This window comes from Kribbella sp. C-35 (genome assembly GCF_046549195.1).
GTDB lineage: Bacteria > Actinomycetota > Actinomycetes > Propionibacteriales > Kribbellaceae > Kribbella.
This window is the reverse complement of the sequence record NZ_JAJPWG010000004.1, coordinates 222,555-248,379: the sequence shown is the minus strand read 5'-3', so window position 1 is coordinate 248,379 and position 25,825 is coordinate 222,555. Positions and strand designations below refer to the sequence as shown.

At 68.2% G+C, this 25,825-nt stretch carries 28 protein-coding genes and 1 pseudogene; 18 read left to right on the top strand and 11 right to left on the bottom strand.

Going from position 1 to position 25,825, the window contains the following annotated elements; translation table 11 throughout:
* Positions 1 to 627, top strand: coding sequence for a DUF2461 domain-containing protein (locus ACLJOO_RS27055; protein WP_410790204.1), 627 nt, complete (start codon positions 1 to 3; stop codon positions 625 to 627).
* A 19-nt stretch (positions 628 to 646) separates the two neighbouring features.
* On the opposite strand, the gene ACLJOO_RS27050 is transcribed toward ACLJOO_RS27055, so the two are convergent.
* Together ACLJOO_RS27050 and ACLJOO_RS27045 are read right to left on the bottom strand one after the other, a co-directional pair.
* Positions 647 to 1,150, bottom strand: a complete 504-nt coding sequence (locus tag ACLJOO_RS27050) for a DUF5753 domain-containing protein (RefSeq protein WP_410790203.1) — start codon at positions 1,148 to 1,150, stop codon at positions 647 to 649.
* Positions 1,151 to 1,178: 28 nt separating this feature from the next.
* Positions 1,179 to 1,526, bottom strand: a pseudogene (locus ACLJOO_RS27045) (Scr1 family TA system antitoxin-like transcriptional regulator); the annotation flags it as partial.
* A gap of 516 nt (positions 1,527 to 2,042) precedes the next feature.
* On the opposite strand from ACLJOO_RS27045, the gene ACLJOO_RS27040 reads away from it, so the two are divergent.
* Complete coding sequence (locus ACLJOO_RS27040; RefSeq protein WP_130381785.1) at positions 2,043 to 2,237, top strand: hypothetical protein; 195 nt, start codon at positions 2,043 to 2,045, stop codon at positions 2,235 to 2,237.
* Positions 2,234 to 2,452, top strand: coding sequence for a hypothetical protein (locus ACLJOO_RS27035; RefSeq protein ID WP_238151293.1), 219 nt, complete (start codon positions 2,234 to 2,236; stop codon positions 2,450 to 2,452). The genes ACLJOO_RS27040 and ACLJOO_RS27035 overlap by 4 nt, the downstream gene beginning before the upstream one ends.
* 228 nt (positions 2,453 to 2,680) lie before the next feature.
* On the opposite strand, the gene ACLJOO_RS27030 is transcribed toward ACLJOO_RS27035, so the two are convergent.
* The gene (locus ACLJOO_RS27030; protein WP_131459723.1) at positions 2,681 to 2,914 is read right to left on the bottom strand and encodes a DUF397 domain-containing protein; all 234 of its coding nucleotides are present in this window, start codon (positions 2,912 to 2,914) and stop codon (positions 2,681 to 2,683) included.
* A 271-nt stretch (positions 2,915 to 3,185) separates the two neighbouring features.
* Here ACLJOO_RS27030 and ACLJOO_RS27025 point away from each other — a divergent pair, with 271 nt between their 5' ends.
* Positions 3,186 to 4,007, top strand: coding sequence for a SigB/SigF/SigG family RNA polymerase sigma factor (locus tag ACLJOO_RS27025; protein ID WP_410790202.1), 822 nt, complete (start codon positions 3,186 to 3,188; stop codon positions 4,005 to 4,007).
* Here the strand turns inward: ACLJOO_RS27025 and ACLJOO_RS27020 are convergent.
* Positions 4,004 to 4,360: a DUF4440 domain-containing protein gene (locus ACLJOO_RS27020; RefSeq protein WP_410790201.1), complete on the bottom strand. Its 357-nt coding sequence runs from the start codon at positions 4,358 to 4,360 to the stop codon at positions 4,004 to 4,006. The two genes, ACLJOO_RS27025 and ACLJOO_RS27020, sit on opposite strands and share 4 nt — an antisense overlap.
* A 183-nt stretch (positions 4,361 to 4,543) precedes the next feature.
* Between ACLJOO_RS27020 and ACLJOO_RS27015 the strand changes: the two genes are divergently transcribed.
* Positions 4,544 to 5,314 (top strand): hypothetical protein, encoded by a 771-nt coding sequence (locus ACLJOO_RS27015; RefSeq protein ID WP_410790200.1) that lies wholly within the window; start codon positions 4,544 to 4,546, stop codon positions 5,312 to 5,314.
* Between the two features lie 101 nt (positions 5,315 to 5,415).
* On the opposite strand, the gene ACLJOO_RS27010 is transcribed toward ACLJOO_RS27015, so the two are convergent.
* On the bottom strand, positions 5,416 to 6,867 hold the full coding sequence (locus ACLJOO_RS27010) for an alpha/beta hydrolase (RefSeq protein ID WP_410790199.1): 1,452 nt from the start codon (positions 6,865 to 6,867) through the stop codon (positions 5,416 to 5,418).
* A gap of 123 nt (positions 6,868 to 6,990) precedes the next feature.
* Here ACLJOO_RS27010 and ACLJOO_RS27005 point away from each other — a divergent pair, with 123 nt between their 5' ends.
* Positions 6,991 to 8,097: an NAD(P)/FAD-dependent oxidoreductase gene (locus ACLJOO_RS27005; protein ID WP_410790198.1), complete on the top strand. Its 1,107-nt coding sequence runs from the start codon at positions 6,991 to 6,993 to the stop codon at positions 8,095 to 8,097.
* On the opposite strand, the gene ACLJOO_RS27000 is transcribed toward ACLJOO_RS27005, so the two are convergent.
* A complete protein-coding gene (locus ACLJOO_RS27000; RefSeq protein WP_410790197.1) occupies positions 8,041 to 8,931 on the bottom strand; it encodes a MarR family transcriptional regulator in 891 nt (296 codons plus the stop codon). The two genes, ACLJOO_RS27005 and ACLJOO_RS27000, sit on opposite strands and share 57 nt — an antisense overlap.
* 154 nt (positions 8,932 to 9,085) lie before the next feature.
* Here ACLJOO_RS27000 and ACLJOO_RS26995 point away from each other — a divergent pair, with 154 nt between their 5' ends.
* From ACLJOO_RS26995 to ACLJOO_RS26975, 5 genes are all read left to right on the top strand, one after another.
* Entirely contained in the window at positions 9,086 to 9,934 is an 849-nt protein-coding gene (locus ACLJOO_RS26995; protein ID WP_410790196.1) for an ABC transporter ATP-binding protein, read from the top strand.
* A gap of 14 nt (positions 9,935 to 9,948) precedes the next feature.
* Positions 9,949 to 10,773, top strand: a complete 825-nt coding sequence (locus ACLJOO_RS26990) for an ABC transporter permease (protein WP_410790195.1) — start codon at positions 9,949 to 9,951, stop codon at positions 10,771 to 10,773.
* Positions 10,774 to 10,780: 7 nt separating this feature from the next.
* Positions 10,781 to 11,785 carry a zinc-dependent alcohol dehydrogenase family protein gene (locus ACLJOO_RS26985; protein ID WP_410790194.1) on the top strand — a complete coding sequence of 335 codons (1,005 nt, stop codon included), beginning with the start codon at positions 10,781 to 10,783 and terminating at the stop codon, positions 11,783 to 11,785.
* Between the two features lie 306 nt (positions 11,786 to 12,091).
* Positions 12,092 to 12,355 (top strand): hypothetical protein, encoded by a 264-nt coding sequence (locus ACLJOO_RS26980; protein ID WP_410790193.1) that lies wholly within the window; start codon positions 12,092 to 12,094, stop codon positions 12,353 to 12,355.
* A 109-nt stretch (positions 12,356 to 12,464) separates the two neighbouring features.
* Positions 12,465 to 13,280, top strand: coding sequence for a MerR family transcriptional regulator (locus tag ACLJOO_RS26975; RefSeq protein ID WP_410790192.1), 816 nt, complete (start codon positions 12,465 to 12,467; stop codon positions 13,278 to 13,280).
* Here ACLJOO_RS26975 and ACLJOO_RS26970 read toward each other — a convergent pair.
* Positions 13,264 to 14,775, bottom strand: coding sequence for an alpha-N-arabinofuranosidase (locus ACLJOO_RS26970; protein ID WP_410790191.1), 1,512 nt, complete (start codon positions 14,773 to 14,775; stop codon positions 13,264 to 13,266). The two genes, ACLJOO_RS26975 and ACLJOO_RS26970, sit on opposite strands and share 17 nt — an antisense overlap.
* Positions 14,776 to 14,806: 31 nt before the next feature.
* On the opposite strand from ACLJOO_RS26970, the gene ACLJOO_RS26965 reads away from it, so the two are divergent.
* Positions 14,807 to 15,829: a LacI family DNA-binding transcriptional regulator gene (locus tag ACLJOO_RS26965; protein ID WP_410790190.1), complete on the top strand. Its 1,023-nt coding sequence runs from the start codon at positions 14,807 to 14,809 to the stop codon at positions 15,827 to 15,829.
* 84 nt (positions 15,830 to 15,913) lie between these two features.
* On the opposite strand, the gene ACLJOO_RS26960 is transcribed toward ACLJOO_RS26965, so the two are convergent.
* Positions 15,914 to 16,861 carry an aldo/keto reductase gene (locus tag ACLJOO_RS26960; protein ID WP_410790189.1) on the bottom strand — a complete coding sequence of 316 codons (948 nt, stop codon included), beginning with the start codon at positions 16,859 to 16,861 and terminating at the stop codon, positions 15,914 to 15,916.
* A 186-nt stretch (positions 16,862 to 17,047) separates the two neighbouring features.
* On the opposite strand from ACLJOO_RS26960, the gene ACLJOO_RS26955 reads away from it, so the two are divergent.
* From ACLJOO_RS26955 to ACLJOO_RS26945, 3 genes are read left to right on the top strand one after another with little or no spacing between them, the layout of a single operon-like run.
* Positions 17,048 to 18,634 carry a discoidin domain-containing protein gene (locus ACLJOO_RS26955; protein ID WP_410790188.1) on the top strand — a complete coding sequence of 529 codons (1,587 nt, stop codon included), beginning with the start codon at positions 17,048 to 17,050 and terminating at the stop codon, positions 18,632 to 18,634.
* Positions 18,634 to 19,839, top strand: coding sequence for an MFS transporter (locus ACLJOO_RS26950; RefSeq protein ID WP_410790187.1), 1,206 nt, complete (start codon positions 18,634 to 18,636; stop codon positions 19,837 to 19,839). The genes ACLJOO_RS26955 and ACLJOO_RS26950 overlap by 1 nt, the downstream gene beginning before the upstream one ends.
* On the top strand, positions 19,836 to 20,816 hold the full coding sequence (locus ACLJOO_RS26945) for a TolB family protein (protein ID WP_410790186.1): 981 nt from the start codon (positions 19,836 to 19,838) through the stop codon (positions 20,814 to 20,816). The genes ACLJOO_RS26950 and ACLJOO_RS26945 overlap by 4 nt, the downstream gene beginning before the upstream one ends.
* Here the strand turns inward: ACLJOO_RS26945 and ACLJOO_RS26940 are convergent.
* Together ACLJOO_RS26940 and ACLJOO_RS26935 are read right to left on the bottom strand one after the other, a co-directional pair.
* Positions 20,805 to 21,314 (bottom strand): SRPBCC family protein, encoded by a 510-nt coding sequence (locus ACLJOO_RS26940; RefSeq protein WP_410790185.1) that lies wholly within the window; start codon positions 21,312 to 21,314, stop codon positions 20,805 to 20,807. The two genes, ACLJOO_RS26945 and ACLJOO_RS26940, sit on opposite strands and share 12 nt — an antisense overlap.
* Positions 21,311 to 21,877, bottom strand: a complete 567-nt coding sequence (locus ACLJOO_RS26935; RefSeq protein ID WP_410790184.1) for a TetR/AcrR family transcriptional regulator — start codon at positions 21,875 to 21,877, stop codon at positions 21,311 to 21,313. Before ACLJOO_RS26935 ends, ACLJOO_RS26940 begins: the two co-directional genes overlap by 4 nt.
* A gap of 119 nt (positions 21,878 to 21,996) precedes the next feature.
* Here ACLJOO_RS26935 and ACLJOO_RS26930 point away from each other — a divergent pair, with 119 nt between their 5' ends.
* The 3 genes from ACLJOO_RS26930 to ACLJOO_RS26920 are packed head-to-tail and all read left to right on the top strand — an operon-like array spanning position 21,997 to position 24,903.
* Entirely contained in the window at positions 21,997 to 23,193 is a 1,197-nt protein-coding gene (locus ACLJOO_RS26930; protein ID WP_410790183.1) for an MFS transporter, read from the top strand.
* Positions 23,194 to 23,212: 19 nt separating this feature from the next.
* A complete protein-coding gene (locus ACLJOO_RS26925; protein ID WP_410790182.1) occupies positions 23,213 to 23,680 on the top strand; it encodes a MarR family winged helix-turn-helix transcriptional regulator in 468 nt (155 codons plus the stop codon).
* Positions 23,677 to 24,903, top strand: coding sequence for an MFS transporter (locus tag ACLJOO_RS26920; protein WP_410790181.1), 1,227 nt, complete (start codon positions 23,677 to 23,679; stop codon positions 24,901 to 24,903). Before ACLJOO_RS26925 ends, ACLJOO_RS26920 begins: the two co-directional genes overlap by 4 nt.
* Here the strand turns inward: ACLJOO_RS26920 and ACLJOO_RS26915 are convergent.
* A complete protein-coding gene (locus ACLJOO_RS26915) occupies positions 24,893 to 25,825 on the bottom strand; it encodes a formylglycine-generating enzyme family protein (protein ID WP_410790180.1) in 933 nt (310 codons plus the stop codon). The genes ACLJOO_RS26920 and ACLJOO_RS26915 overlap by 11 nt on opposite strands.

Below are 25,825 nucleotides of genomic sequence, written 5' to 3'. Positions count from 1 at the left end.
ATGAGTTTTACCGGTTTTCCGGCTGCGGCGCTGGACTTCTACGACGATCTCGAAATGGACAACACCAAGACCTTCTGGACGGAGCACAAGCACGTCTACGAGGAGTCGGTCCGGGCGCCGATGGCCGCGCTGCTCGCGGAGCTCGAGGAGGAGTTCGGTACGGCGAAACTGTTCCGCCCGTACCGCGACGTGCGCTTCGCCAAGGACAAGACGCCGTACAAGACCCACCAGGGCGCCTTCATCGACGTCGCCCCCGCCACCGGGTGGTACGTGCAGGTCTCCGCACCCGGCGTACGCGTCGCCGCCGGCTTCTACGAGGCGTCGTCTGAGCGACTCGCCCGCGTCCGCACCGCCATCGACGACGACCGTCGCGGCAAACAACTGCAAAAGCTCCTCGCCAAACTGACGAAGGCCGGCTGGACCGTCGGCGGCGACAAACTCAAAACCAGCCCCCGAGGCTACGACCCCGACCACCCCCGCATAGACCTACTCCGCCACAAGTCCCTGACAGTCAGCAAAAACTACGGCTTCGAACCCGTCATCCACACCGCGGACCTGCTCACCCAGATCCGAACAGACTGGCGAGCCACCCACCCCCTCATCACCTGGCTAACGGACAACAGCTAACAGGTGCTGCCGGCTGTTGTCAGCGCTCGAAGTCCTTTTTGATGGTGGCGAGGATGTCGCGGGTTTTGTTCGGGGGTGGGGCTGCGACGCAGAGGGCTTCCATGGTCGCCGTGTACTGGTCGAGGTCCTCGAGTTTGTCCAGGTAGAGGGCGCTGCTGAGGTGCTCGATGTAGACCATGTCCGGGAGGTCCTGCTCCGGGAAACGGAGGATGCTGTAGGCGCCGCCGGTGGCTGCGTGGCCGCCGACGTTGAACGGCATCACCTGCAGCGTGACGTTCGGGAGCTGCGACGTGTCGATCAGGTGCTCGAGCTGATAGATCATCGCCTTCACGCCACCGATCGGCCGGCGGAGCACCGCCTCGTCGACGACGGCCCAGATGCGGACCGGCTCCGGACGGGTCAGGACGCTCTGCCGGCTCGTGCGCAGCGCGACTCGGCGCTCGACCTCTTCGGCCGGGATCAGCCCGCGGCCCAGTTGGATCACCGCGCGGATGTAGTCGGGAGTCTGCAGCAGACCGGGCACGAACTGCAGTTCGTAGACGCGGATCAGCTGCGCCGCGGCCTCGAGTGTAGTCGGGAGTCTGCAGCAGACCGGGCACGAACTGCAGTTCGTAGACGCGGATCAGCTGCGCCGCGGCCTCGAGGTCCAGATAAGAGTGGAACCAGCTCGGGAGTACGTCGCCGTACCGGTGCCACCATCCCGGGTTGTTCGCCTCGCGGGTCAGGGCGAGGAGGCGTTCGCGCTCTTCCGCGTCGTCGACGCCGTACAGAGTAAGAAGGTCACGGACGTCGCGCTCCTTCAGGCCGACGCGGCCGAGTTCCATCCGGCTGACCTTGGACTCCGACGACCGGATCTCCCACCCCGCGTCGGATCTGCTGATCCCTGCTGCCACCCGCATCCGGCGAAGGTGCCCGCCGAGAATGATGCGCAGCGCGGTCGGCCCGCTCTGCGCGCCCGACTCGGTCACACCCACCTCCCAGCGGCCCCAGCGGTCTTCATCGGCAACCTCATCCGCAGGTGCACATCATCGCATGCCCGAGCGCAGATCTGCCGGAGTTCTTACAAAAGAGCGTCGAATCCGCACCGGCGATCACGGAGCGTAAGCCTAGTTGATGCGGGGTCGAGCGGATTTGTCAGCACATACTAGCCTGCCCGGCGGGAGCGAACACCGTTCGCCGGCGGTCGATCCAGGCTCAATCAGGCGGAAAGTAGCCCGATCTGGTCTCGAAATGGAAAACGTGCGGATGCACGTGCATCGGGCGCTTGCATTCGTCGCGTGCCGACGCCATGATTGATTCATGCACAGAAGGTGAGCTGGATCTCGCGAAAAGTGACATCGCGTGATCCGGCAGGCCGGTCCTACAGAGCGCCGACGGCCCCCCCGTTGGCATGACTGGTTGGGGAACCCGAGTCGATGAACGACGACGACAGTGAGGTTGTGGAGCAGACCGCCGCGATGGCGGGCGGCCGCGCGCCCGAGGAGCTGACGGAGCGGGAGATCCAGGACCTGGTCGCGCGTTGCCCCGAGCAACAGCGCTGGGCCTTCGAGGGCTGGTTGCGCGGCGTCCGCCAACTCGACGGCGACCCGATCGTGAGCCTGGCCCCATGACCACCGACAGAGCAACAGGAGGACGGAAGATGGTGCGGATCTGGCTGGGCGACCACCTGATCGCCGAGTACGTCGCCGAGCCCGACCGCGCGTCGCGGTACCAGCGGGTGATGACGCCGAAGTTCACCGGATTGCGAATCACCGTTGACAATGCGGCGACCGGGAAGGCTTCCGAGCTGCCGAGCGAGCAGCTCTGGCCGCTCACCGTCCAGTAGTCCGTACCCGCCCCTCGGGCAACGCCAGGACCGACTCTCTCCGGAGGGTCGGTCCTGGCGTTTTGCGTACGCCGAACATCTGCGCCATGGCACCTCGGCCGGCGATCGTTCGAGGTGCTCCGCCGGGTCGTCGTACCGAGGTCTTCAGGGCACAAGAAAGGGCCCCTTCGTCACTCGCCTGGCGAAGGGGCCCTTGCTTCTGAGTTGCCCTGTAGTGCTGGTTCTTGCTCAGATCAGGTAGCCGAACTCGCCGTCCTGAACGCCGCCGAGGAACGCCTCGATCTCTGCCTTTGTGAACACCAGCGCCGGTCCCTCGGTGAAGCGCGAGTTGCGTACCGCCACACCGCCGTCCGGCAGCTTCGCTACCTCGACGCAGTTGCCGTTCGGGCCGCTGCGCTGGCTCTTGCGCCAGATCAGCTCGCTGTTCGAGTCGCCGGGCATGCCGTTGTAGATCGCAGTCATCAGCTGCACCTTCCGTACGTCCTTGGCATATGCACGTGCATTTGGCCTTGCATCTGCATCGTACACACTTTTGGCTCGTGTGTCCGCTCCCTTACGTCCTGTGATCTTTGCGGGGTCAAACGAGCGTTGGCTCATCGATTTCGGTCGCGATCGGTGACCGTTTTCGGCTCAGTGCATGAGTTGCGGGGAGGTGGGTACGACTTCTCATGCAGGCATGACCGTGGTTCAGCGAAGTGCCACGCCGTGACTAGACAGTCGCGAGGTCATACCAATGGTTACGAGCATCATCGAGCGGGATTCCACCCGCAGCGGCGCCCCGACCGATCGGGCCGCCCGTGAAGCAGCCACCCGGAAACTGATGGAACGCCGGGCCGGTAGCAGCGCCGCAGACGAGCGGCAGGAACTTCTCGAACAGGTCGTCGAACTCAACCTCGAAATGGCCAAGGGCATCGCGCGCCGCTTCCGCGGCCGGGGCGCCGAGGCCGACGACCTGGAGCAAGTCGCCTACCTGGGGCTGGTGAAGGCGGCCCATCACTACCGGCTGGAGGCGGACACCCCGTTCATCGGGTTCGCGATCCCGACCATCCGCGGCGAGGTGAAGCGGTACTTCCGCGACTGCGCCTGGACGGTCCGGATCCCGCGCCGGCTCCAGGAGATGCAGGGCACGATCGCGACGAAGCTGCCGGAACTGGAGCAGCAGCTGAACCGCGAACCGACGCCGGCCGAACTGGCCGCGTATCTCGAGGTCGAGGTGACCGAGGTCGAGCAGGCGCTCGCGGCGCGCGGCTGCTTCAACGTGCTCTCGCTGGATCGGCCCGCCGAGGCCGACGCGGAGCTCACGCTCGCGGATGTCGTTGCCGATGACGACGATGCGAGCATCGATCAGCTGGAGACGGTCGAGATGCTGGAGCCGGTGCTCGCCGACCTCGGCGACCGGGACCGCCGCATCCTGCAACTGCGCTTCGTCGAGGGCTGGACCCAGTCCGAGATCGGCGACGACATCGGCGTCAGCCAGATGCAGGTCTCCCGGGTGCTGCGGCGGATCCTCATCGATCTCCGCGAAAAACTGGCCCCGGAGCAGACGGCGGCTTAGTCCGCTGCCGGAGTGCCCTGGTGGTAGTAGAGACGCCAGGCGCCGTCGGTCCGCCGCCAGATCGAACTGCGGCGGACCGACGTACCGCCTGTACGCCGGGACACATAGGTGACGTGTACGAGGTCGTCGGCCAGCCGGACGCCGGCGACCTCGGTCGCCTCGATCGGGTCCGCGTCGGTGATCTCCCCGGACGCCAACGCGGCAACGATCGCCGCCCGGTCCCAGAGCCGTCCCGAAGCGCCGACCTCGACGAACTCCGGATCGAGCAGTACGTCGACCTCTGCCGACCCCCGTACCTCCGGAAGCAACAACCGCAACTCCGCTTCGACCGCAGCCCGCACCTCGTCATCCACGCCTCGACCCTAGTGAGCGATCCCAGGCCCATCACAATTGGTCCCTCGACGCAGCTCTGAGCGGGGGTGCGTCGGTGGTGGCTCGATTGTGATGGCCTGGGGATCCGCGACTCGCTGGCCGGGGCATCTCACTCAGGGTGGTGGCGGGGCGGCACAATGGGGGGAGGACGAGGGGATGAGTCGTTGCTGTTGGCCTTGCGGATGTTCAAGACCGTGCCCGCGGACGCGGTCGCGGTACTGCGCGCGTATCCGCCGATGGTGGTGTGCTTCGCCGCCGCGCTGACCGGCACAGCGCTGGTGTTCGACATCTTCTATCTCGTCGCGAGCCCGGGACTCACGCTCGCGCTTGTATATACAGTGCCCGTGCTCGCCGGCTTGATCGCCGGGCTGGTCGCGGCGGCTGATGACGTCGGGCTCGAGCGGGGCGTACTGCTCCGGACGGTCGGTCTGGCCGTTGCCCTCGGCATCACCAACGCGATCGCGGTCGCGATGATCGCCGCGATGGTCCGCACCGACCCGTCGAACTGGTCGTCCGGCGGCCAGTCGGTGCTGTTCGCCGGCTGCACGGTGCTCGCGGTCGCCGTCGCGATCGTTGCCTGCCGCAAACTGATCGATGCGCTCGGCATCGAGCTGAGCACCCGCCTCCCACACCGCCGCCGCCCCGCACGCGACCCACTCGCCGCGCTCGCGGTGGCGGCCCCCCAGCCGCGGGTCAGCAAGGAGTCGGCCGCCCGCGCCAAACCAGCCCCACCCGCCGCGCCGCCGCCACCTGCCCAGCCGCTCGTCGACGAGGAGGAGACCATCCCGGTCTTCGTCCCACCACCCCCGAAGGTCGTCGACCTCGACGAGGCCCGCCCGGTCACCCCCTCGGGCCCCGTCACCCCCCACACCCCACGCCCCCGCCGCACGAGCACCCGCCGCCCCAACAAACCCGGCCGCCGCCCCGGCACCTAACCCCGCCGGCATCGCACCCCAACGGGATATCCGTTCGCGTTGTGCCTTCTCCCCTCGCATACCAAGGGAGAAGGCACACGACGATGGGATATCCGTTCGCGTTAGCAGGTTTGGTCGGGCGGCAGTCGGCCAGCTAGTAGGTAGGTGATGACTGTATTGTCGACGCAGGTGTTGCCGTACTCGCCGAAGATGCCGTGTTTGCGGGCGCCCTTCAGTGTCAGCAGCCGCGCGTTGGGCAGGTGCTTCTGGAGTGCCGTCGCATACGAGTAGATCGTCCGCGGGTCGCCGTCCGCCGCCACGATCAGGGCCTGCTCCGAGCTGGCGATCCGTGTCGGCGGCTCCTGCGGTTGCACGGGCCAGTACGCGCACGGCGAGGTCATCCGGGTCAGTGACGCGAAGTGCGGTTCGGTACGTCGATGCGCCTGGATGTCCCGCCAATACACCTGCGGATCGCGCGGCACCGCACGGTCGCCGCAGATGATCGCGATCTGCGCACTCGCCGGCTGCGACGACGCCGGCGTCAGCAACCCCTCCAGAAACGCTCCGAGCTCTGGCCCCGGCTCCACCGGCCCGTACGTCGCGTCGAGCAGTGTCCGCACAATCCCGGCGTACGTCGCCCGCGCCGCGTCCCGATCATCGGCGAGTGGCCCGAACAACACCACCGGCACCGACCCTCCGTCGAGCCGATACGTCCCGACCCGCAAGCCCTCCTTCGAGGCCACCCGCAGGATCCGGTCCACCGACGCCATCACCCGCGAGGGCGTCGCCCCCAAGTGGTACGTCGCATCGCGCGCGGCCGCCCACGACGTCCAAGCGCGCAGCGCGGCCTCGTTCGCCGGCCCGACCGTCCGCAGCAGTCGCGCGCTGTAGAGATCGGGATCCAACGGACCGTCGAGGACCACTCGATCCGTCCGCCCCGGGAACATCTGCAGGTAGACCGATCCGAGATACGTCCCGTACGAGTACCCCAGGTACGAGATCTTCTCCTCGCCCAACGCGATCCGGACCCGGTCGATGTCCCGCGCGGTGTTCCGCGTGTTCACGTACTGCAGATAGGTCCCCGCGTTAGCGCCGCAGCGCGCCGCGATGTCCGCCACCTGCCGATCGACCCGCTGGAACGACGAACGATCGGCACCGCCCGCCCACGGCCAGCCCGCGAACGGGAGCTTGCAGTCGATCGGCGTACTGCGACCCACGAACCGCGGATCCAGCCCGATCAAGTCGTACCGCGTCCCCGCGTTCTTCATCGCCGCCCGCAGCCGCAACGGCATGCTCAGACCGGGACCGCCCGGACCGCCGTCGTTCAGCACCATCGTGCCGATCCGGTCGCCGGTCGCCTTCAACCGCGACAGCGCGAGCGTGATCTGCGGGCCGTCGGGCCGCCCGTAGTCGAGCGGCACCTTCAGCTCACCGCACTCGGCACCGGCCTCGTCGAGCGCGGCCCCTTCGGCGTCGGCTGCGTTCAGCTGACAGTGATGCCACTTGATCTGCGAATGCTCAGCCGGCGTGGAAACAGGCGCGCCCACGAGCGCCAGTACCAGAAGCAGTTTCATCGATCCTCCTGAAGTCACTCCCGACGCTAGGGAACGCGGCGCCGCCGCACAGTGCACTCGGGGACCGGCCGTGGGTCGCGCGGGCGCTACCCGGAGCTGTAAGACTGTGGCCGGGGAGGTCCTGTGTGGGATGTGATTGTTGTCGGAGCTGGGCCGGCGGGAGCGTCGGCTGCGATCGGTGCGTTGGCAGCGGACCCGAGCCTGTCGGTGTTGCTGCTCGACCGGCACGAGTTCCCGCGGGACAAAGCCTGTGGTGACGGGATCGCTCCGCACGTACTCGACCTGCTCGCCGGCGTCGGCGTCACCGGGATCCTCGACGACTGGACCCCGGTACGGCGGTTCGTGCTCAACCGCGGCGACGTCGGCGTGGACCGGCAGATGTCCCGGCCGACCTGGGTGGTCCCGCGGACGGTCTTCGACGAGCGCCTGGTCGAGGCGGCGCGAGCGGCCGGCGCGCAGTTCGTCCGCCGTCGGATTCGCGGCCTCGCGATCCAGAGCCGATCCATCACGGTGGACGAGGACCTGGACGCGCGCTTCCTGGTCGGCGCCGACGGTGCGCATTCCGTCGTACGGCGGGAACTCGGACTGAAACCCGGGCCGGTCGCCCTGGCGATCCGTGGCTACGCGCCGACTCCGGCCGCACGCGCGGCGAGTCAGGTGATCGCGTACGGGCCCGGTCGGCAACCGTCATACGCGTGGTCCTTCGACCGTGGCGACGGATGGTCGAACGTCGGGTACGGCGAACTGCTGGCCGGCACGCGTCCGACGCGGACAGAGCTGCTGAACCATCTTGAGACGCTGCTCCCGGGGGCAACCGAAGGCGGGGAGTCGTGGTGGGGGCATCATCTGCCGCTCGCCGGCTGGTCGTGGCGGCCGCGCCGCGGGCCGGTTCTGCTCGCTGGTGACGCGGCCGGGCTGATCAATCCGATGACCGGTGAAGGCATCTATTACGCGGTCGCGACCGGGCTGCTCGCCGGCCGTGCGATCGCTGACGCGCTTCGAGCGGGGACCTCAGATGCCGGTACGCCGTACCGTCGGCGCACAACTCGTCTGCTTGCCAGGCATCTCCGCGACACCGCGCTGGTGGCCCAGTTGAGCCGGTCGGACCGGATCCTCGACGGCGGTATTCGCGCGGCTGCGGCCGATCAGCAGGTGTTCGACGACCTCGTCGAGTTAGGCCTCGCGGAGGGCGGTCTGACGCGTCGCCTCCTCCGTACTCTCTTGCGCTGAAGCCTTGATCGCGTAGTCGACGGCGTCGGTGACGCGTTCGACCGGCCAACCGAGCCGGGCGGCGAGCTCCGCGGCGCGATCTGTTTCCCACAGAACTGCTAGCACTGCTAGACAGTCCTGGAAGCCCGCGCCGCCGGACATGTCTTCGCTGAGCCGCTCGAAGAACTCCGCCATCTGTGCGAGCCGCTCGCCTGCCGGGGTATCCCGCCCGACGAGCTCGACGCCCTCGGCCGCGGTCTCCGCCCAGTTGTGGTTGGTGCGTGCGCTCACCTCCCACGCTTTCAGCCACACGTCCTCGGCGATCACGTGGTGCTGCAGCCGGCGTACCGGGTCGGGCTCGCGGTACACCATCCCGACCCGCTCGAGATAGCCGATCGCCTTCGAGATCGACGCCGGGCTGACCCTCAGCGCACGGACAAGATCTGCCGCCGTCAGCGTGCGCGAGTCGGACGTGTAGAGCAGCGCGAGCACCCGCGAGGCCATCCGCGGCAACCCGCCATCCACCATCATCGTCGCGAACCGCTCCACATACGCCCGCCGCGCCCCAACCGCCCGCGCATCCCGCGCCTCCCCCGGCGCGCCCGCCCACCCATCCGCCCACCCGTCCCCACGCGCGTCCGCGACCGCGCTGTGTCGGCGGCGGGCGCGGGAGGCGGTGGCGTAGTGGGCGTGGTCGGCGCGGTACCCGGCCGGGCCGCCGTTGCGGGCGACCTCTCGGCTGATCGTCGACGTCGGCCGCTCGAGTTGCCGCGCAATCTCGGCGTACCCGAGCCCGTCCGCCAGGCCGGCCGCGATGTCCAGCCGGTCCTGATGACTCAGCCTGCCTCCAGGCATCGGTAACCTCCGCGCATTCACCGTCAGCTCATTGCAACGAATTGCATTCTCTCGCAATCCCATTGCACAGAATGCCATGTTTTATGAGGTTTCACGACCCAACCACCCAGATCGACGATTGCCGATCCACTGAACGCAACGTAGTTTCCGCGGCATGGTTCTGACAGTGGACGGCCTGCGGATGCGGTACGGCGACCGCGAGGTCCTGCATGACGTGACGTTCGACGCGCGCCCGGGCGAAGTGCTAGCACTGCTAGGTCCGAACGGCGCCGGGAAGAGTACGACGATCGAGATCCTCGAAGGCTTCCGGCTCCGGTCGGCGGGCCGGGTCGAGGTGCTCGGCGTCGACCCGGCCGCGGGAGACGAGCGCTGGCGGTCGCGGATCGGCATCGTGCTGCAGTCGTGGCGCGACCACGGCAACTGGCGCGTCGGCGAGCTCCTCCACCACCTCGGCTCGTACTACACGCCGTACCGACGCGCCTGGCCGGCCGCCGAGCTGCTCGACGCTGTCGGCCTCAGCGCCTTCGCCGGGCAGAAGATCAAGACCCTCTCCGGCGGTCAGCGCCGGCGGCTCGACGTCGCGATCGGGATCGTTGGCCGCCCCGACGTACTGTTCCTGGACGAGCCCACCACCGGGTTCGATCCCGAGGCGCGGTCGGAGTTCCACGAGCTGGTGCGCGGGCTCGCGGCAGACCGGGGTACGACGATCCTGCTCACCACCCACGACCTCGACGAGGCGAGCAAACTCGCGCATCGCATCCTCGTGCTCGCCGCGGGCCGCATCATCGCCGCCGGCACCACCGCGCAGCTCACCGAACTGATCGCGGGGGAGGACGAGGTCCGCTGGTCCGTCGACGGGCAACCCTTCCGGAAGTCGACCGCCGACTCGACCGCGTTCGTCCGCGAACTCTTCGCGACGTACGGCGACGCGGTCAGCGAACTCGAAGTACGCCGGGCCTCGCTCGAAGACACCTACCTCACGCTGGTCCGGGAGCAAGCATGAAAGCGAGAGCAAGTATGAGGACGGGTTGGCAGCGCGGACTGATCGAGTTGCGGCAGTCCTTCACCAACGGTCCTGAACTGTTCAGCCACTTCCTCTGGCCGGTGCTGATGCTGGCCGCGCTCTTCTTCCTCAGGCATCGCGACTTCGGCTCCACCGGTTTCCTGCTCGGCGCGCTCGCCCTGCCGAGCATTCTCGGAATGAACGCTGCGATGGGCATGGTCAGCATGAGTCAGCAGCTCACCGCCGACCGCGAGGACGGAACGTTGCTGCGGGCAAAGGCCATCCCGAACGGCATGGTCGGCTACCTCATCGGCAAGGTCGTGTCGGTCGCAGGCGGCCTGCTGGTGGATCTCGCGATCCTCCTGATCCCAGGCCTGTTCCTCGTCAAAGGCCTCGCGCTCGGTTCGGCCCACTGGTTCACCCTGGTCTGGGTGCTGCTGCTCGGCCTGGTCGCGACGTTGCCGATCGGCGCGATCCTCGGCTCGGTCTTCACCTCCGCGCGTTCCCAAGGCCTGATCCAGTTGCCGATGCTCGGTCTGATCGCGGTCTCCGGCATCTTCTACCCGATCACCGCGCTGCCCGGGTGGCTCGAGTGGATCGGCCAGCTCACGCCGGTCTACTGGATGGGCCTCGGCATGCGGTCCGCGCTCCTCCCCGGCGAAGCGGTCGTGGTCGAGGTCGGCGAGTCCTGGCGCCATCTGGAGACGGCAGCAGGTCTCGGGGTCTGGGCCGTCGCCGGACTGCTGCTCGCGCCCGTCGTACTGCGGCGGATGGCGCGCCGAGAGTCCGGCTCCAAGGTCGCCGAGCGTCGCGAACGCGCTCTCCAACGCGTCGCATGATGGAGATATGGATCAGATGCAGGCGTGGGCAGTGGATCATCCGGGACCCGTCGACGACGGTGCGCTGCAGCGCGTACGCCGTACCGTCCCGGAACCCGGCGCCGGCGAAGTACTCGTCAAGGTCGAGGCCTGCGGGATCTGCCGGACCGACCTGCATCTGACCGAGGGCGACCTGGAACCGAAGCGCCCGGGCGTCGTCCCGGGCCACCAGGCCGTCGGGGAGGTGGTCGATCGCGGTACGGCGGCCGCGCGGTTCGCGATCGGGGACCGTGTCGGGATCGCCTGGCTGCGCGGCACCTGTGGCGTGTGCGAGTTCTGCCGGCAAGGATCCGAGAACCTCTGCCCGCGGTCGACGTACACCGGATGGGACGCCGACGGCGGCTTCGCGGAGTATGCCGTGGTGCCGGAGGACTACGCCTACGCGTTGCCGGCGGATCGTCCTGCGGCGGAGCTCGCGCCGTGGCTGTGTGCCGGGATCATCGGATATCGCTCCCTGCTCCGCGCGAACCTGCCGCCCGGCGGCCGGCTCGGTATCTACGGCTTCGGGTCGAGCGCCCACCTCACCGCGCAGCTCGCCCTGGCGCAGGGTGCCGAGTTGTTCGTGGTGACCCGTGGCGAGCGGAACCAAGCCCTCGCGCGTGAGTTGGGTGCTGCGTTCGTCGGGGATCGGCCGCCGGTGCCGCTGGACTCGGCGATCGTGTTCGCCCCGGCCGGCGAGGTGGTGCCGGCCGCGCTCGAAGCGCTCAAGTCCGGTGGAACTGTGGCGGTGGCCGGCATCTACCTGTCCGACGTACCGGTGCTGAACTACGAGCGACACCTCTTCCACGAGCGTGATCTCCGCAGCGTCACCTCCAACACCCGGCGCGACGGCGAGGAGCTGTTCCGTCTGGTCGCTCGGCTTCCGGTCGCCGCGCACACGACGGTCGTACCGTTCGACGCGGTCGACCGCGCCCTCGCCGACGTCGCGCACGGCCGCGCGAGCGGCTCCCTGGTCGCCGCCCTCGACAGCTGACCGATCCGCGCCGAACAGCGGCAGAACCGGCTGAACCGATCCGGCCCGGGCAGCGTTAGAACGGGTGAACCGGCGCGACCCGGGGCCGTTGACCGGGTTGAACCGGTCGGCGCAGGGGGAGCGTTAGAACTGAGTGAAGAATCCACCAGTGGGCCCTGCCCAACTTCTAGGCTGACCGCTAGCTGCGTTAGATTTGATCAAATCTTACCGAGTTGCCAGGGAGCTGAGGGTGCGTATGTCGGATCTGACCCGCCAATCGTGGTCGGTCCTGACTGACGCATGCCCCCGAACCCGAGAGGACGGCCGGTGCTGAGCAAGGTCCTCGGCGCGGTGGGTGCAGTCCTGCTGATCGTCGGGGTGGTGCTCGCCGTCCGGCCGGTTCACGCCGGCGGGGACGCCTGCGGCTCGGTCTTCCAGCCCGACAAGGGCATCACGCCGATGCAGTGCGACGCCCGGCTGAGCAGCCGCGGCACCCTGGTCACCGGCTTCGCCGGCGGCGGGGTCGCCCTGGGCGTCAGCGCCCTCGCGCTGGCCGCGATCCGCGACCGCCGCACCCGCGTCTCCTCCTGACAACCTTGGGCACGCACCAACCGTTTCACGCGGCCCGAAATGGTTGGTGGGGGCTCAAAGTAGTGTTCTGGCTTGACCTTGACACTGTGTCAAGCCGGAAGGTGGCTGCATGTTCACCATCGGAGACTTCGCGGCGTTCGGGCAGGTGTCGGCGCGGATGCTGCGGCACTACGACGCGCTCGGGCTGCTTCGCCCGGCCGTGGTCGACGCAGCGACCGGCTACCGGTTCTACTCGGCCGACCAGTTCAGCCGGCTGAACCGGATCATCGCGCTCAAGGACCTCGGGTTCAGCCTGCAGCAGGTCGGCGAGATCGTCGACGCCAAGCTGTCCGCCGAGGAACTGCGCGGCATGCTGCGACTGCGGCAGGCCCAGCTCGAGGACGAGCTGGCCCGCAGCGCGGACCGGCTGACGAGCGTCGAGGCGAGGCTCCGACTCATCGAGAGGGAAGGTCACATGCCTACCGACGACGTCGTCCTGAAACGCATTGCCCCGACCCGGGTCGCCGAACTGTCCGCGATCTCACCGAGCTACGACGGTGCGGACATCGGCCCGGTCCTGCAGCCCTTGTTCGGTCAGCTCTTCGAACGCCTCGGCGCGGCCGGTGTGAACCCGTGCGGTTCGCCGGTCGCGTACTACGAGGACGCCGAGAACGAGACGGTCCGCGTCCACGCCGCCGTACCCGTCGAAACAGGTACGGCGGCCGACGTCGACATCACCGAACTCCCCGAGCTCAACGCCGCCACCATCGTCCACCAGGGCGACATGATGGAGGCGGACCGCAGCATGCAGACGCTGGCCCGCTGGATCGAAGACAACGGCTACCGCAGCCGGGGCTACGCCCGGGAGGTCACGCTCCAGTTCGACATGGAGAACCCCGCGAACTGGGTGCACGAGTTCCAGATCGCGGTCACAAAACCAGACTGACCGTCGCGAAGGAGTGCGGCGGAAGCGTCATCCGCAGTCCGCGCGGCTCCGGTTCCAGCGTCAACGGAACCGGAGCCACCGCGTCCGGATCCGCCACGGTGTTGTACGCCTGCGGTTTCGATGCCGTCAGCAACCTTCCCGACGACTCCCAGGACGGCGCACCCCGAAGATCCAGTACGACGTCCAGCGCCGCGGACGGATCGAGGTTGCTGACGGACACCAGCGCCCGCCCGTCCTTCACCGAGGCGGACGCCGACAGCAGGTCCATCGCCTTGCCGTCGAGATCGTAGGTCGTTCCCTCGATCACGTGCACCGGCAACGCCTGCGCGTCCTGATGCCCCTTGTTCATCTCGAAGACGTGGTACGTCGGCGTACGGACCAGCCCGCCGTCGTCGTCGGTGAGCAGCATCGCCTGCAGGACGTTGACGGTCTGCGCGATGTTCGCCATCACGAGCCGCTCGGCGTGGCGGTGGAACACGTCGAAGTGCAGGCTCGCGACGAGCGCGTCCCGCATCGCGTTCTGCTGGTACAGGAACCCGGGATTCGTGCCCGGCTCCACGTCCCACCACGTGCCCCACTCGTCCAGCACGAGGCCGATCTTGCGCTCGGGGTCGTACGCGTCCATCAGCGATGAGTGCGCACGGATGACCCGCTCGATGTCTTGCGCCTTCGACATCGTCCGGTAGTAGGCGTCGAGGTCGAAGTCGGTCGCGCTGCCCTTGTGCTCCCAGGTTCCCGCGACCGTGTAGTAGTGGAACGAGATCGCCTGGTAGATGTTCTTCGGGTCGCGCCCGCAGCCCAGGCAGCTGATCGACTTCAGCAACGCCTCGGTCCAGTTCAGGTCGTCGTCCGAGGCGCCGGCCGCGATCCGGTACAGCTTGTTGTCGCCGTGGTCCTTGAGGAACGTGGCGTACTGCCGCGCCAGGTCGGCGTACGCCTCGGCCCGCAGGTTCCCGCCGCAGCCCCAGGCCTCGTTGCCGATACCCCAGAACGGGATCTTCCACGGCTCCTCGCGCCCGTTGGCCTTGCGCTGCCGCACCATCGGGCTGTCGCCGTCGCGGGTCAGGTACTCGACCCACTCGCTCATCTCCCGCACGGTCCCGCTGCCCACGTTCCCGTTCACGTACGGCGCGGCGCCCAGCAGCTCGCACAACGCCATGAACTCGTGGGTGCCGAAGTGGTTGTTCTCCTCGACGTTGCCCCAGTGCGTGTTCACCATCGACGGCCGGTCCGCCTTCGGGCCGATGCCGTCCTTCCAGTGGTACTCGTCCGCGAAACAGCCGCCCGGCCAGCGCAGGTTCGGGATGTCCAGCGCCCGCAGCGCCTCGACCACGTCCAGCCGGATCCCGCCCTCGTTCGGGATCGGCGAGTCCTCGCCGACGTAGAACCCGCCGTAGATGCACCGCCCGAGGTGCTCGGCGAAGTGGCCGTACAGGTGCCGGCTGATCGTCGGTCCGGGTACGTCGAGATCGATCGCGACGCGTGCTTCAGGCATGGAGCCCTCCTCGTTCCTTACAGTGGTCCGCATGGGGAAGCCATCGAATGTCGTGACGATGGCCGACGTCGCCCGGTTCGCCGGGGTGTCGACGATGACGGTGTCGAACGTGATCAACGGCCGGCCGCGGGTCGGTGCGGAGACCCGTGACCGGGTGCTGGCGGCGATCGGTGAGCTCGGGTACCAGGTGAATCTGGCCGCCCGGCATCTGCGCGCGGGCCGCACCGGCGTGGTCGGTCTCGCCGTACCCGAGCTCGAGCGCCCGTACTTCGCCCAGCTGGCCGGCCGCCTCGCCGACCGGTTCGAGGCGCACGGCCTGCGGATCGTCACCGAACGCACCGGCGCCAGCCACGAGGGCGAGATGGACGCGGTCGCGTTCTCGCGGCTGCGGATGTACGACGGGTTGATCCTCAGCGTGGTCGACACCGACCCGGCCGAGTTGAGCCAGCTCCGCACCGACGCGCCGGTGGTGATCATCGGGGAGCGGGCGCGCCCGTCGCGATTCGACCACGTGATGATGGACAACGTCGACGGCGCCCGCCAGGCCACCGCGCATCTGCTGGCCACCGGTGCACACCGGATCGCGATGATCGGCGGCGACCCGACCGGCTCCGCGACCATGCCCGCGCTCCGGGCGGAGGGCTACGCGCTCGCGCACTCCGAGGCCGGCGTACCGGTCGACCCGCAGCTGAACGTGCGCTGCTCGTTCGGTCTGCAGGACGGGTACGACGGGATCCGGTCCCTGCGCGAGCGCGGGCTCGATTTCGACGCCGTGTTCGCGCTGACCGACGTACTGGCCATGGGCGCGTTGCGCGCGCTCGCCGACGCCGGACTCCGGGTACCGGACGACGTCCAGGTGGTCGGTTTCGACGACATCGACGAGGCGGCGTACCTGGTGCCGTCCCTGTCGACGGTCAACCCGGGGCACGAGGAAATGGCCGACGCGATCACCGCCTTGCTGACCGCCCAGCTCGGCAGCCCAGGCGGCGACCCGAAGGAACTCGTCGTCCCCGCGCACCTGATCCGCCGCGGCACGACGAAACCCGTCGCCTGATGTCGCTCGCCGCCTGTTCACGGCAGAAGGTATATCGATAAACAACGAGCCGGGCAAGGCCTGAGGCCCCGCCCGGCTCGTGATTCACGCGGCCAGTAGCGTCGCAACCCGCTTCATCTGGTCGTCGGTCAAGGGTCCGAGCTCCATCGCGCGGGCGTTTTCCTCGGCCTGTGTGACCGTCCGGAATCCGGGGATCGGGAGCGTTCGCGGGCTTCGCGCCCACAGCCAGGCGAGGGCGCCCTGCGCGAGCGTCCGCCCGTCGCTTTGCAGTACGTCGCGGATCGCGGACACCTTCTCCCACCACTCCGGTGCCGGTACGCCGCCCTCGTCGAAGTACCGCAGCCAGGCCGGAGGCAGGGTGCGGATGTCCGCGCCGGTCGCCGGCTTGGTCGCGTCCCGGCGGCCGAGGATGCCCATGCCGAGCGGGGTTCGGTTGATGCTCGCCAGGTCCTCGCGCTCGCACAGCGCGAAGAACTCCGGCGCGTCGTGCAGCACGCTCGCCTCGTGCTGAACCGCCGCGCAGTGCTCGCCCTGCGCGAAGAGTTCGGCGCTGTGCACCGTGTCGGTGCTCCACGCGTAGCTGCGGATCAGTCCCTCGCGGACCAGTTCTTCGCAGGCCTCACGCAGCGGCAATGCGATCTCGTCCGTGGTGTCGAAGTGCAGCTGATAGAGATCCAGGTAGTCGGTCCCGAGCCGCTCGAGTGACGCCCGTACGGCCTTGTGGACGTACTCCGGCGTCGTCTCCTGGTGGTGCATGACCCGGGTCGACTCGTCGAAGGTGTTGCCCCACTTGGTGGCGATCACCACCTGGTCGCGGATCCCGGCGAGCGCCTGACCCAGTACGCGTTCGCTGTGGCCGGCGCCGTACACGTCCGCGGTGTCGAAGAACGTCACGCCGAGCTCGACCGCCCGGCGGATCGCCCGCACCGATTCCTCGTCGTCGACCACACCCCAGCCGAGCGGTTCGCCGGCCGGGTTGCTGAACGGGCCCCCGATCGCCCAGCACCCGAATCCGACCGGGCTGACCTCCATACCTGCTCGTCCCAACCTGCGCATATCCATGCCACCGAGCCAACCAGTCCGCCACGGATCCGTCCAATGCATCTTCTGCGCAGAGTTGATGCACACCGTGCATGTAACGAAATTGAGGCCTTTACCTACCATTAATCGTTAGGTAACCTTCCTAACAATTCTGCTCCGCGCCCCCGGAGGTATCTCATGAGACTGCGCCTGTTCGCGCTGGTGCTACCCGTCGGCCTGATCGCCGCGCTCGGCGGTTCGGCCGCCGATGCCGAGATGTTTGCCGACACCCTGCTGTCGCAGGGCAAACCGGTGATTGCCTCGAGCATCGAGGACGACACCCTGACCGCAGGCAAGGCGGTCGACGGCAGTACGTCGACCCGCTGGGCCAGCGCCGAAGGTTCCGATCCGCAGTGGATCCGCGTCGACCTCGGCCAGGCGGCCGCCGTCGGCCGGGTCAAACTGAACTGGGAGGCCGCCTACGCGAAGGCGTACCGGATCGAGGTCTCCGACGACGGCACCACGTTCAGCACGGTGAAGGCGGTTGCGGACGGCAACGGTGCGATCGACGATCTCACCGGCCTGCAGGGCCACGGGCGGTACGTTCGGGTCGTCGGCACGCAGCGCGGCACGTCGTACGGCTACTCGCTGTGGGAGCTCGAGGTCTACGGCACGACCGACTCGAGCGGCGACACTCAGGCGCCGACGGTCCCGGCCGGTCTGAAGAGCACCGGTGCCATGGCCACCTCAGTCGCCCTCAGCTGGACCGCCTCGACCGACAACATCGGCGTCAGCGGGTACGACGTACTGCGGGACGGCACGGCGGTCGCGACGACGGCGAGCACGCAGTACAACGACACCGGCCTGACCGCGAACACGGCGTACGAGTATTCGGTGCGCGCCCGCGACTTGGCCGGGAACGTGTCGGCCGCCAGCGCGCCGATTACCGTGACGACGTCGACCGGTGGGACCGGTGCGTTCGTGCTCGCGGCGGCCGGTGACATCGCGGACCGCTGTACGGCGTCGGACTCGGACTGCATCCATCCGAAGACCGCCAAGCTGGTCCAGGCGATGAATCCCGCCGCGGTGATCACGATGGGCGACAACCAGTACGACGACGCGCACCTGTCGGACTTCCAGAACTACTACGCGAAGACGTGGGGGAAGTTCAAGAGCATCACGCACCCGATCCCGGGCAACCACGAGACGTACGACGACACACCGTTCAAGGGGTACCACGACTACTTCGGCTCGATCGCGACGCCGCAGGGCAAGAACTACTACAGCTGGAACCAGGGCAACTGGCACTTCATCGCGCTCGACTCGAACGACTTCGTGAAGGACGAAGGGCTCCGCGAGCCGGCGCAGCTCACCTGGCTGAAGCAGGACCTCGCGAACAACACCAAGGGCTGTATCGCGGCGTACTACCACCATCCGCGGTTCAGTTCCGGCGACCATGGTGATCAAGAAGGTGCCGCCCTGCTGTGGCAGACGCTGGTGGGCGCGAAGGCGGACCTGGTGCTGAACGGGCACGACCACCACTACGAGCGGTTCCTGCCGCAGAACGTCGACGGTGCCAAGGACGCGAACGGTCCGGTCCAGATCATCGGCGGGATGGGCGGGGCGCCGCTGTACCCGGTGCATGCCGCGCATCCGGCGACGGCGAAGATCATCTCGGACTTCGGCGTACTGAAGCTGTCGATGACCGACAACACGTTCGCCACGCAGCTGATCGGGCTCGACGGCAAGGTCCTGGACAGCAGCCCGACGTACAGCTGCCACTGATGTACCTCGCATCCGTCGGCCCGCTCCGGACACCACTGCGTCGTGTTCCTGGGAATGTCGTTGCTCTAGGCATCGTCAGCCTGGTGACCGACGTCTCGGCCGAGATGGTGACCGCGATCCTGCCGTTGTACTTGGTCTTCGGGCTCGGGCTGGACCCTCTGCAGTTCGGCCTCCTCGACGGCCTGTACGCCGGAGCGACCGCCGTACTGCGGTTGGTCGGCGGACACGTGGCCGACCGCTGGCGACGGTTGAAGACCGTCGCCGGCGTCGGCTACGCGCTCTCGGCGATCTCGAAGCTCGGCTTCCTGGCCGCCGGTTCCACCGTGCCGGCGATCGGTGCGGTCCTCGCGATCGACCGCGCCGGCAAGGGCATCCGGACCGCACCCCGCGACGCCCTCATCTCGCTGAGCAGCAACCCCGCCACCATGGGCCGCTCCTTCGGCGTCCACCGAGCCCTGGACACCATCGGCGCCTTTCTAGGTCCCCTCGTGGCAACCCTCGTCCTCTGGGCCAGCCTCAACGACTACAACTCCGTCTTCGTCACCAGCTTCTGCTTGGCCACGATCGCGGTAATCCTCCTCACCACCTTCGTCCAAAACCACACCCCACCACTAACCACCGCCCACGGCCCGCGGGTGGGTGTGGTGGGGTTGTTGAAGGATGCGAGTTTCCGGAGGTGCTGTGTTTGGGCAGCTGGCTTGGGGCTGTTCACCATCACGGACTCCTTCGTCTACCTCGCCGTACAGCGCCGCTGGGACATCAGCACCAGCCTGTTCCCGCTGCTCCCGTTGGGGACCGCGGGTACGTTCCTCCTGCTCGCCATCCCGCTCGGCCGGCTCGGCGACCGGATCGGCCGCTGGAAGGTCTTCCTCGGCGGACACCTCGCTTTGGTGGTGGCGCTCCTGGTCGTCTGCGGCCCGGTGGGCGCGTGGTGGCTGGTTCTCGCCCTCCACGGTGTCTTCTACGCCGCCACCGACGGCGTACTACCCGCGGCTGTCGGCCCGCTCCTACCCGAAAACCTCCGCGCCACCGGTCTCGCCGTACTGCAAGCCGGTCAGGCGCTCGCCCGCATGGCCGCAGCCGTCACCGTCGGCCTGCTCTGGACCCTGTGGGACCTCCGCCCAGCGCTCCTGGCATTCACCCTCGCCCTGCTCACAGTCACGATCGCCGCCGCGATCTTCAAACCCTTGGAGGTACGCCGATGACGCCCAAGCTCTTCTGCTCCGCGATCGGTGTCCTCGCACTCCTCGGTGGCGCGATCACGTACGTCGCGCACGCACGCGACGGTGGCGCGGCCGAGAATGCCGTACCGGTTGTCACGGGGCAGCCGATGCGGCTCGACGGCAAGACACTGTTCTTCCGCAACCTCGCGGACGGACCGGACTCCGGCAAGTTGGCCGCCGTACCCGTGGCCGATCCAGATGCGGCCCGGCGCGTAGGGGAGTTGCACTGCGACCGGTTCGCCGCGGCGCGCGGTACGGCGATCTGCCTGCGACTGAAGGCCGGCTCGCTCCCCGCGATGACCGACCTGATCATCCTGGACGCGGACCTCCGCGAACAGCACCGCGAGACGCTCCCCGGCACGCCGAGCCGGGCGAGGGTGTCGCCGGACGGGCGGTTCGTGAACTGGACGCTGTTCGTCACCGGTGACTCGTACGCCGCCACCGGCTTCTCGACCCGCACCGGGCTGTACGAGTTGGACACCGGCCGGCTGGTGAAGACGATCGAGGAGCTCGCGGTGTTCGTCGACGGGAAGCGGTACTTCGCCTCGGACGTGAACTACTGGGGTATCACGTTCGCTGCCGACGGCAACCGTTTCTACGTGACGATGGCGAGCAAGGGAACGACGTACCTGATCGAGGCCGACTACCGCGCGTACCGCGGGACCGCGATCGCCGAGAATGTCGAATGCCCGTCCCTGTCACCCGACGGCCGCCGCATCGCCTACAAACAAAAGGTTTCCAACGGTGTCTGGCGCCTCGCCGTCCTGGACCTGGCCACCCGCCACATCACCCACCCACCCGACTCCCGCCCCGTCGACGACCAACCCGTCTGGCAGGACAACAACACCCTCCTCTACCCCCTCCGCAACCCCAACAACACCTTCGACCTCTGGTCCGTAGGCCTGACCAGTCCGGCCAGGCTCCTCATCCGGCAGGCAGGCTCTCCGTCACTCAGTTGAGGCGCGGGTGGCGAGGGCTTGGTTCATGGCTTCGAATTGAGGCTTGATGGTTTTGTTGAGCATGGAGCGGGTGAAGGGTACGGCGGCGCCGCTGAACTTCTCCTCCTGGACGAGGCGGGTACGGCCGTCCGGCAGGGCGGTCAGGCGGAAGGAGTGTTCGCCGTCGAAGAGGGCGCCGGGCGGGACCTTGCCGATCCAGCGGAGTTCCTGGTTCGGCGTGACGGCGAGCAACTTCGGGGTGAACTTCGTTTCGCTGCCCTTGGTGTCGCGCAGCACGTTGGTGATGGTGTCGCCGACCTTCAGTTCGCCGGTCGACGAGATGATGAACGGGTTCCAGTCCGGGTAGGCCTGGCGGTCCGTCAGGACCTTCCACACCTGCTCGGGCGAGGCGTCGATGTCGAGCTCGGTGTGCAGGACGAACGGGCGGGCGACCGTGTAGACGGTCCAGCCGGCGACCAGGACGAGAACGGTGCCGAGGCCAACGAGGAACTTCTTCATGACTGCTCCGGTCCGAGGGTGCTGTGTACCAGCGCCCTCACGTAGGCGGGATCGATCGGCTCACCGGTGACCAGGAGCCGGTAGTACAGGGGACCGACGAGCTGGTCGACGACGACCCGCGGATCGGCGTGACCGGGCAGGAGCCCGTCGGTCTGTGCTTGTGCGATAACCGCAGTGACGGCAGCGTGCCGTTCGGCCCAGAGTGCGCGGACGCTCTCGCCGACGCGCGGCTCGCGGGCGGCCGCCGCGGTGAGGTCGGCGATCAGCGTCGTCGGGACCGCCTCCAGGGTGGCGGCGATCCCGGTGACGAGTTCGGTGAGATCGCGCCGCGGGTCGTCGCCGGGATCGAACGGTACGCCGCTGCGCAGCCCGGTGATCATCGCGATCACCAGCTCGGCCTTGCTCGGCCAGCGGCGGTAGATCGTGGTCTTCGCGACCCCGGCCCGCTCGGCGACCCGGTCGACCGACATCCCGTCGTACCCCCGGGCGCGCATCTCGGCCATCGCGGCGTTCAGCACCCGTCCCTCGACGCCGGCATCGCGCGGCCGCCCCCGTCCTACCATCGCCGTCCTCTTTTCGCTACTGCGGTATCGGAAAGAATCGTAGCAGGATTTACGCAACTGGAGTAGCGGAAAAGAAACGCTGCCATGGATTGTCAGGGTTTGGTGTCACTGTTGACCGAGTGACCTCACGACCCAAGCTGCTGCTGCCAGCGGCCTTCATTACATCCCTCGGTAACAACATCCAGCTCCTCGGCGCCGCGCTGCTGCTGGTTCGCGCGCAGGGCTCGATGCTCGACGTCGGCTGGCTCTTCATCGCTGTCGCCGTACCGCAGGCCGTCCTTTCGCCGTACTTCGGTCGCCTCGCGGACCGCTTCGACCGGCGCCGTCTGTGGATCATCTGCGATCTGATCAGTGCGGCGGTGGCGCTCGCCCTGCCGGTCGGTCTGGCGCTCGGGGTGTCCCAGCAACCGCTCGTCTACGCGACCAACTTCGCCCTGGCCGTCATCGCCGCCCAGTTCACGCCGGCAAGTGCCGCGCTGATCCGCGAACGAGTCCCCACCGCGCAGCTGCGCCGCTTCAACGCGCACTACGAGATCGCGCTCCAGTGCGGCATGCTCCTGTCCGCCGCCGTCGGTGGCATCGCACTTCAGTACTTCGGTCCGAAGCCGCTCTTCACCTTCAATGCCCTGACCTTCGCGCTCTCCGCCGTACTGGTGTTCGCCGTCGGAACAGGCGGCCGCGCCATCGAGTTGCCGCATGAAACAACCCGTACGGCACGGCCCACCGCCGCACGAGTTATGCCGCTGGCGTTGCTCTTCGGGCAGGGGCTCGTGGTCGTGACGGTCTTCAATGCCTTGCTTCCGGTGCTGCTGATCGGAGAGTGGCATCGCGGTCCGGCTGTCCTCGGTGTTGTCGACGCGCTGGGCGGAGCCGGCTTCCTGCTCGCCGCGGCCGTCTACCGTCGATCCGCGGGTCGCCTCGGCGACCTGAAGCTCGCAGTCGGCGGATTCTTCGTCTGTACGACGTTGTTCGCGCTGCAACCGCTGTTCGGTCTACCCGCGCTGATGGTGCTGGTACTGCTAGGCGCGTTCCTGTTCGGGCAGGCGCGGATCGCGACGCGGTCGTTGCTGATGACGTCGGTGGACGCGTCGCGAGTCGGGCAGGCGTTCGGTCTGGCCAACGGGTACGGTCTCGCCGCGACCGTCGTCGTCATGCTGATCGCCTCGGTCGTCACCGGCCACACCGACACCCGCTACGGCTTCGCAACCGTCGCCGTGATCAGCCTGCTGTCCGCCGGCCTCGCCGCGGCCCGGATCTCAACCATTTCGCGCCGCACCGCATCCAACCACCGGCCAGATGTAACAGCACTTATATAAGTGCTGTTATGATCGGCGCATGGAGGATCCCACTGAGCAGAGTTTGTGGCGGCCGTTGCACGAGTTGCTGGCGCGGCTGGATGCCGAGATCGGGCAGATCTACACCGATCGGGACATCAAAGGCCTGAAGCCGACGTACGTGCGGGAGCTGCTCCAGCTGCACCTCAAAGGGCCGATGACGATCACCGAGCTGGCCGACGCGATCGGGCGGACGCACTCGGCGCTCAGCCAGAAGGTGGCCGCGATGCGCACCGCCGGCCTGGTCCGGACCGTGCCGGGTGCGGATGCGCGGAGCAAGCAGGTCACGCTGACGGCCAAGTCCAAGAAGCTCGTCGAGCTGCTCGCCGCCGAGTGGCGGGCGACCGAGGCCGCGATCGCCGAACTCGAGGCCGAGCTGCCGTACCCGATGACTCAGGTCGTCCGCGACGTCGAGGAAGCACTGGCCCGGAAGAGCTTCCACGACCGGATCGCGGAGAAGCTGCGGTGAAGCGCGCGTTCATCGACCTCGGGCCGCTGAAGGTCCTGACGTACCGGCGGTTGTGGATCGGGCAGGTGCTGTCGGGGTTCGGCGGTCAGCTGACCTTCGTCGCGGTGATGTTCCAGGTCTGGGACCAGACTTCGAGCCCGGCCTGGACCGGTGCGGTCGGGCTGGCGCAGGCATTGCCGCTGATCGTGCTCGGGCTGTTCGCGGGCACGCTCGTCGACCGGCTCGAACGGCGCAAGATCTACCTGATCACCACGATCGGGCAGTTGCTCACCGCAACCGTCATGGCCAGCCAGTTGGTGATCGGCCGGGTCCCGGTGGGGGCGCTCCTCGCGCTGGTCGCCGTACAGTCGGCCTTCGGCGCGTCCGCCGGGCCGGTGGCGCGGACGGTGCTGCCGCAGCTGCTGTCACGGGACCAGTTGGCTGCCGGGATCGCGCTCAACCGGATCGGGTTCCAGGGCGCGATGCTGCTCGGCCCGGCGCTCGGCGGCGTCATCGTCGGTGCCTGGGGCGTCGGCGTCTGCTACCTCGTCGACGCACTGAGTTTCCTCGCCGCGCTGTACGGCGTACTCGGGCTGCCGCGGATGAAGATCGAGGCCGCCGCGAAACCGGGGCTGCGCGGGGTCTGGGACGGACTGGCGTTCGTCGTCGCGACACCGGTGATCCGGGGTGCGTTGATCACCGACCTGGCCGCGACCGTGCTGTCGATGCCGATCAGCTTGTTCCCGGTGATCAATGCGGAGCGGTTCGGCAACAACCCGCGGACGCTCGGGTTGTTCCTGACCGCGATCGCGGTCGGCGGAGTCGCCGCGTCGTTGTTCTCCGGGTCGTTCACCCGGTCGCCGCGGCACGGGCTGGTGATGCTGTGCGGTTCGACCGGGTGGGGGATCGCGTTGCTGCTGTTCGCGTTCTCGCCGGCTGCGTGGCTGGCGTTGGTGTGCCTCGCGTTTGCCGGTGCTGCGGATACCGTCGCGGTCGTGTCCCGCAGCACGATCGTCCAGCTGCACACGCCTTCCGAGCTGCTCGGCCGGGTCAGTGCCGCCGAGCAGATCGTTGGTCAGGCCGGTCCCGACCTCGGCAACCTCCGCGGCGGCGTGGTCGCACAGCTGACGTCACCGGTCGCGTCCCTCGCCTCGGGCGCCCTGCTGTGTGTTGCCGCCGTCGCTGCAGTCGCAGGCACAACGCCAGGCTTGAGGGCGGCCGAGAAGATCCCGGTCACAGACTGACGGTGCGGAAGCCGGCGTTGCCCATCGAGGACTCCGGTGTGTTCGACGAGCGGGCGGCGTTGCGGTAGCGGTTGCAGTACGAGTCGTGGCAGAGGTACGAGCCGCCGCGGATCGCCCGGGCCGCGCCGAGCGACGGCCCGGGCGGGTTCTCGGCGGGGGAGAACTTGTAGTAGCGCGGGCCGAACCAGTCCGCGCACCACTCCCAGACGTTGCCGACCATCTGCCACAGCCCGTAGCCGTTCGGCTGGAAGGTGCGGACCGGGGCAGTGGTCAAGTACCCGTCCTCCTCGCTGTTCGTCCGCGGGAACTCGCCCTGCCAGATGTTGCAACGCCACTCGTCGTCGATCAGTTCGTCGCCCCACGGGTACCGCGCGCCCTCGAGACCCCCGCGGGCGGCGTACTCCCACTCGGCCTCGGTCGGCAGCCGTCGCCCCGCCCACTCGCTGTACGCGACCGCGTCGTTCCAGCTGACGTGGACGACGGGGTGGTCGTCGAGCCCGTCGAGATCGGACCGCGAGCCGCCCGGGTGCCGCCAGTCGGCACCGCGGACGCCGACCCACCACGGGGTCCCGGATGCGGGTCCCATCACCTCGTCCTGTTCCGCGGCGAGGGCGAGATGGAACACGGCGGAGTACCCGAAGGTCTCGGCCTCGGTCCGGTAACCGGTCGCGTCGGCGAAGTGCGCGAAGTCGGCGTTGGTCACGCTGGTCGCGTCGATGCTGAACGGCGCCAACTCGACCTGATGTACCGGTGTCTCACCGTCGGCGGCGTTCTCGTCGCCGTTATTGTTACCCATCGCGAACGATCCACCACTGAGCACCACCTGCTCGACCCCGTGCTCTCCGCGCGTGGTCGGCGCCTGCGGAGGTGCCGCCGCCTCACCACGCGACGGCGCACAACAGGACGGATGGTGATCGGTCAT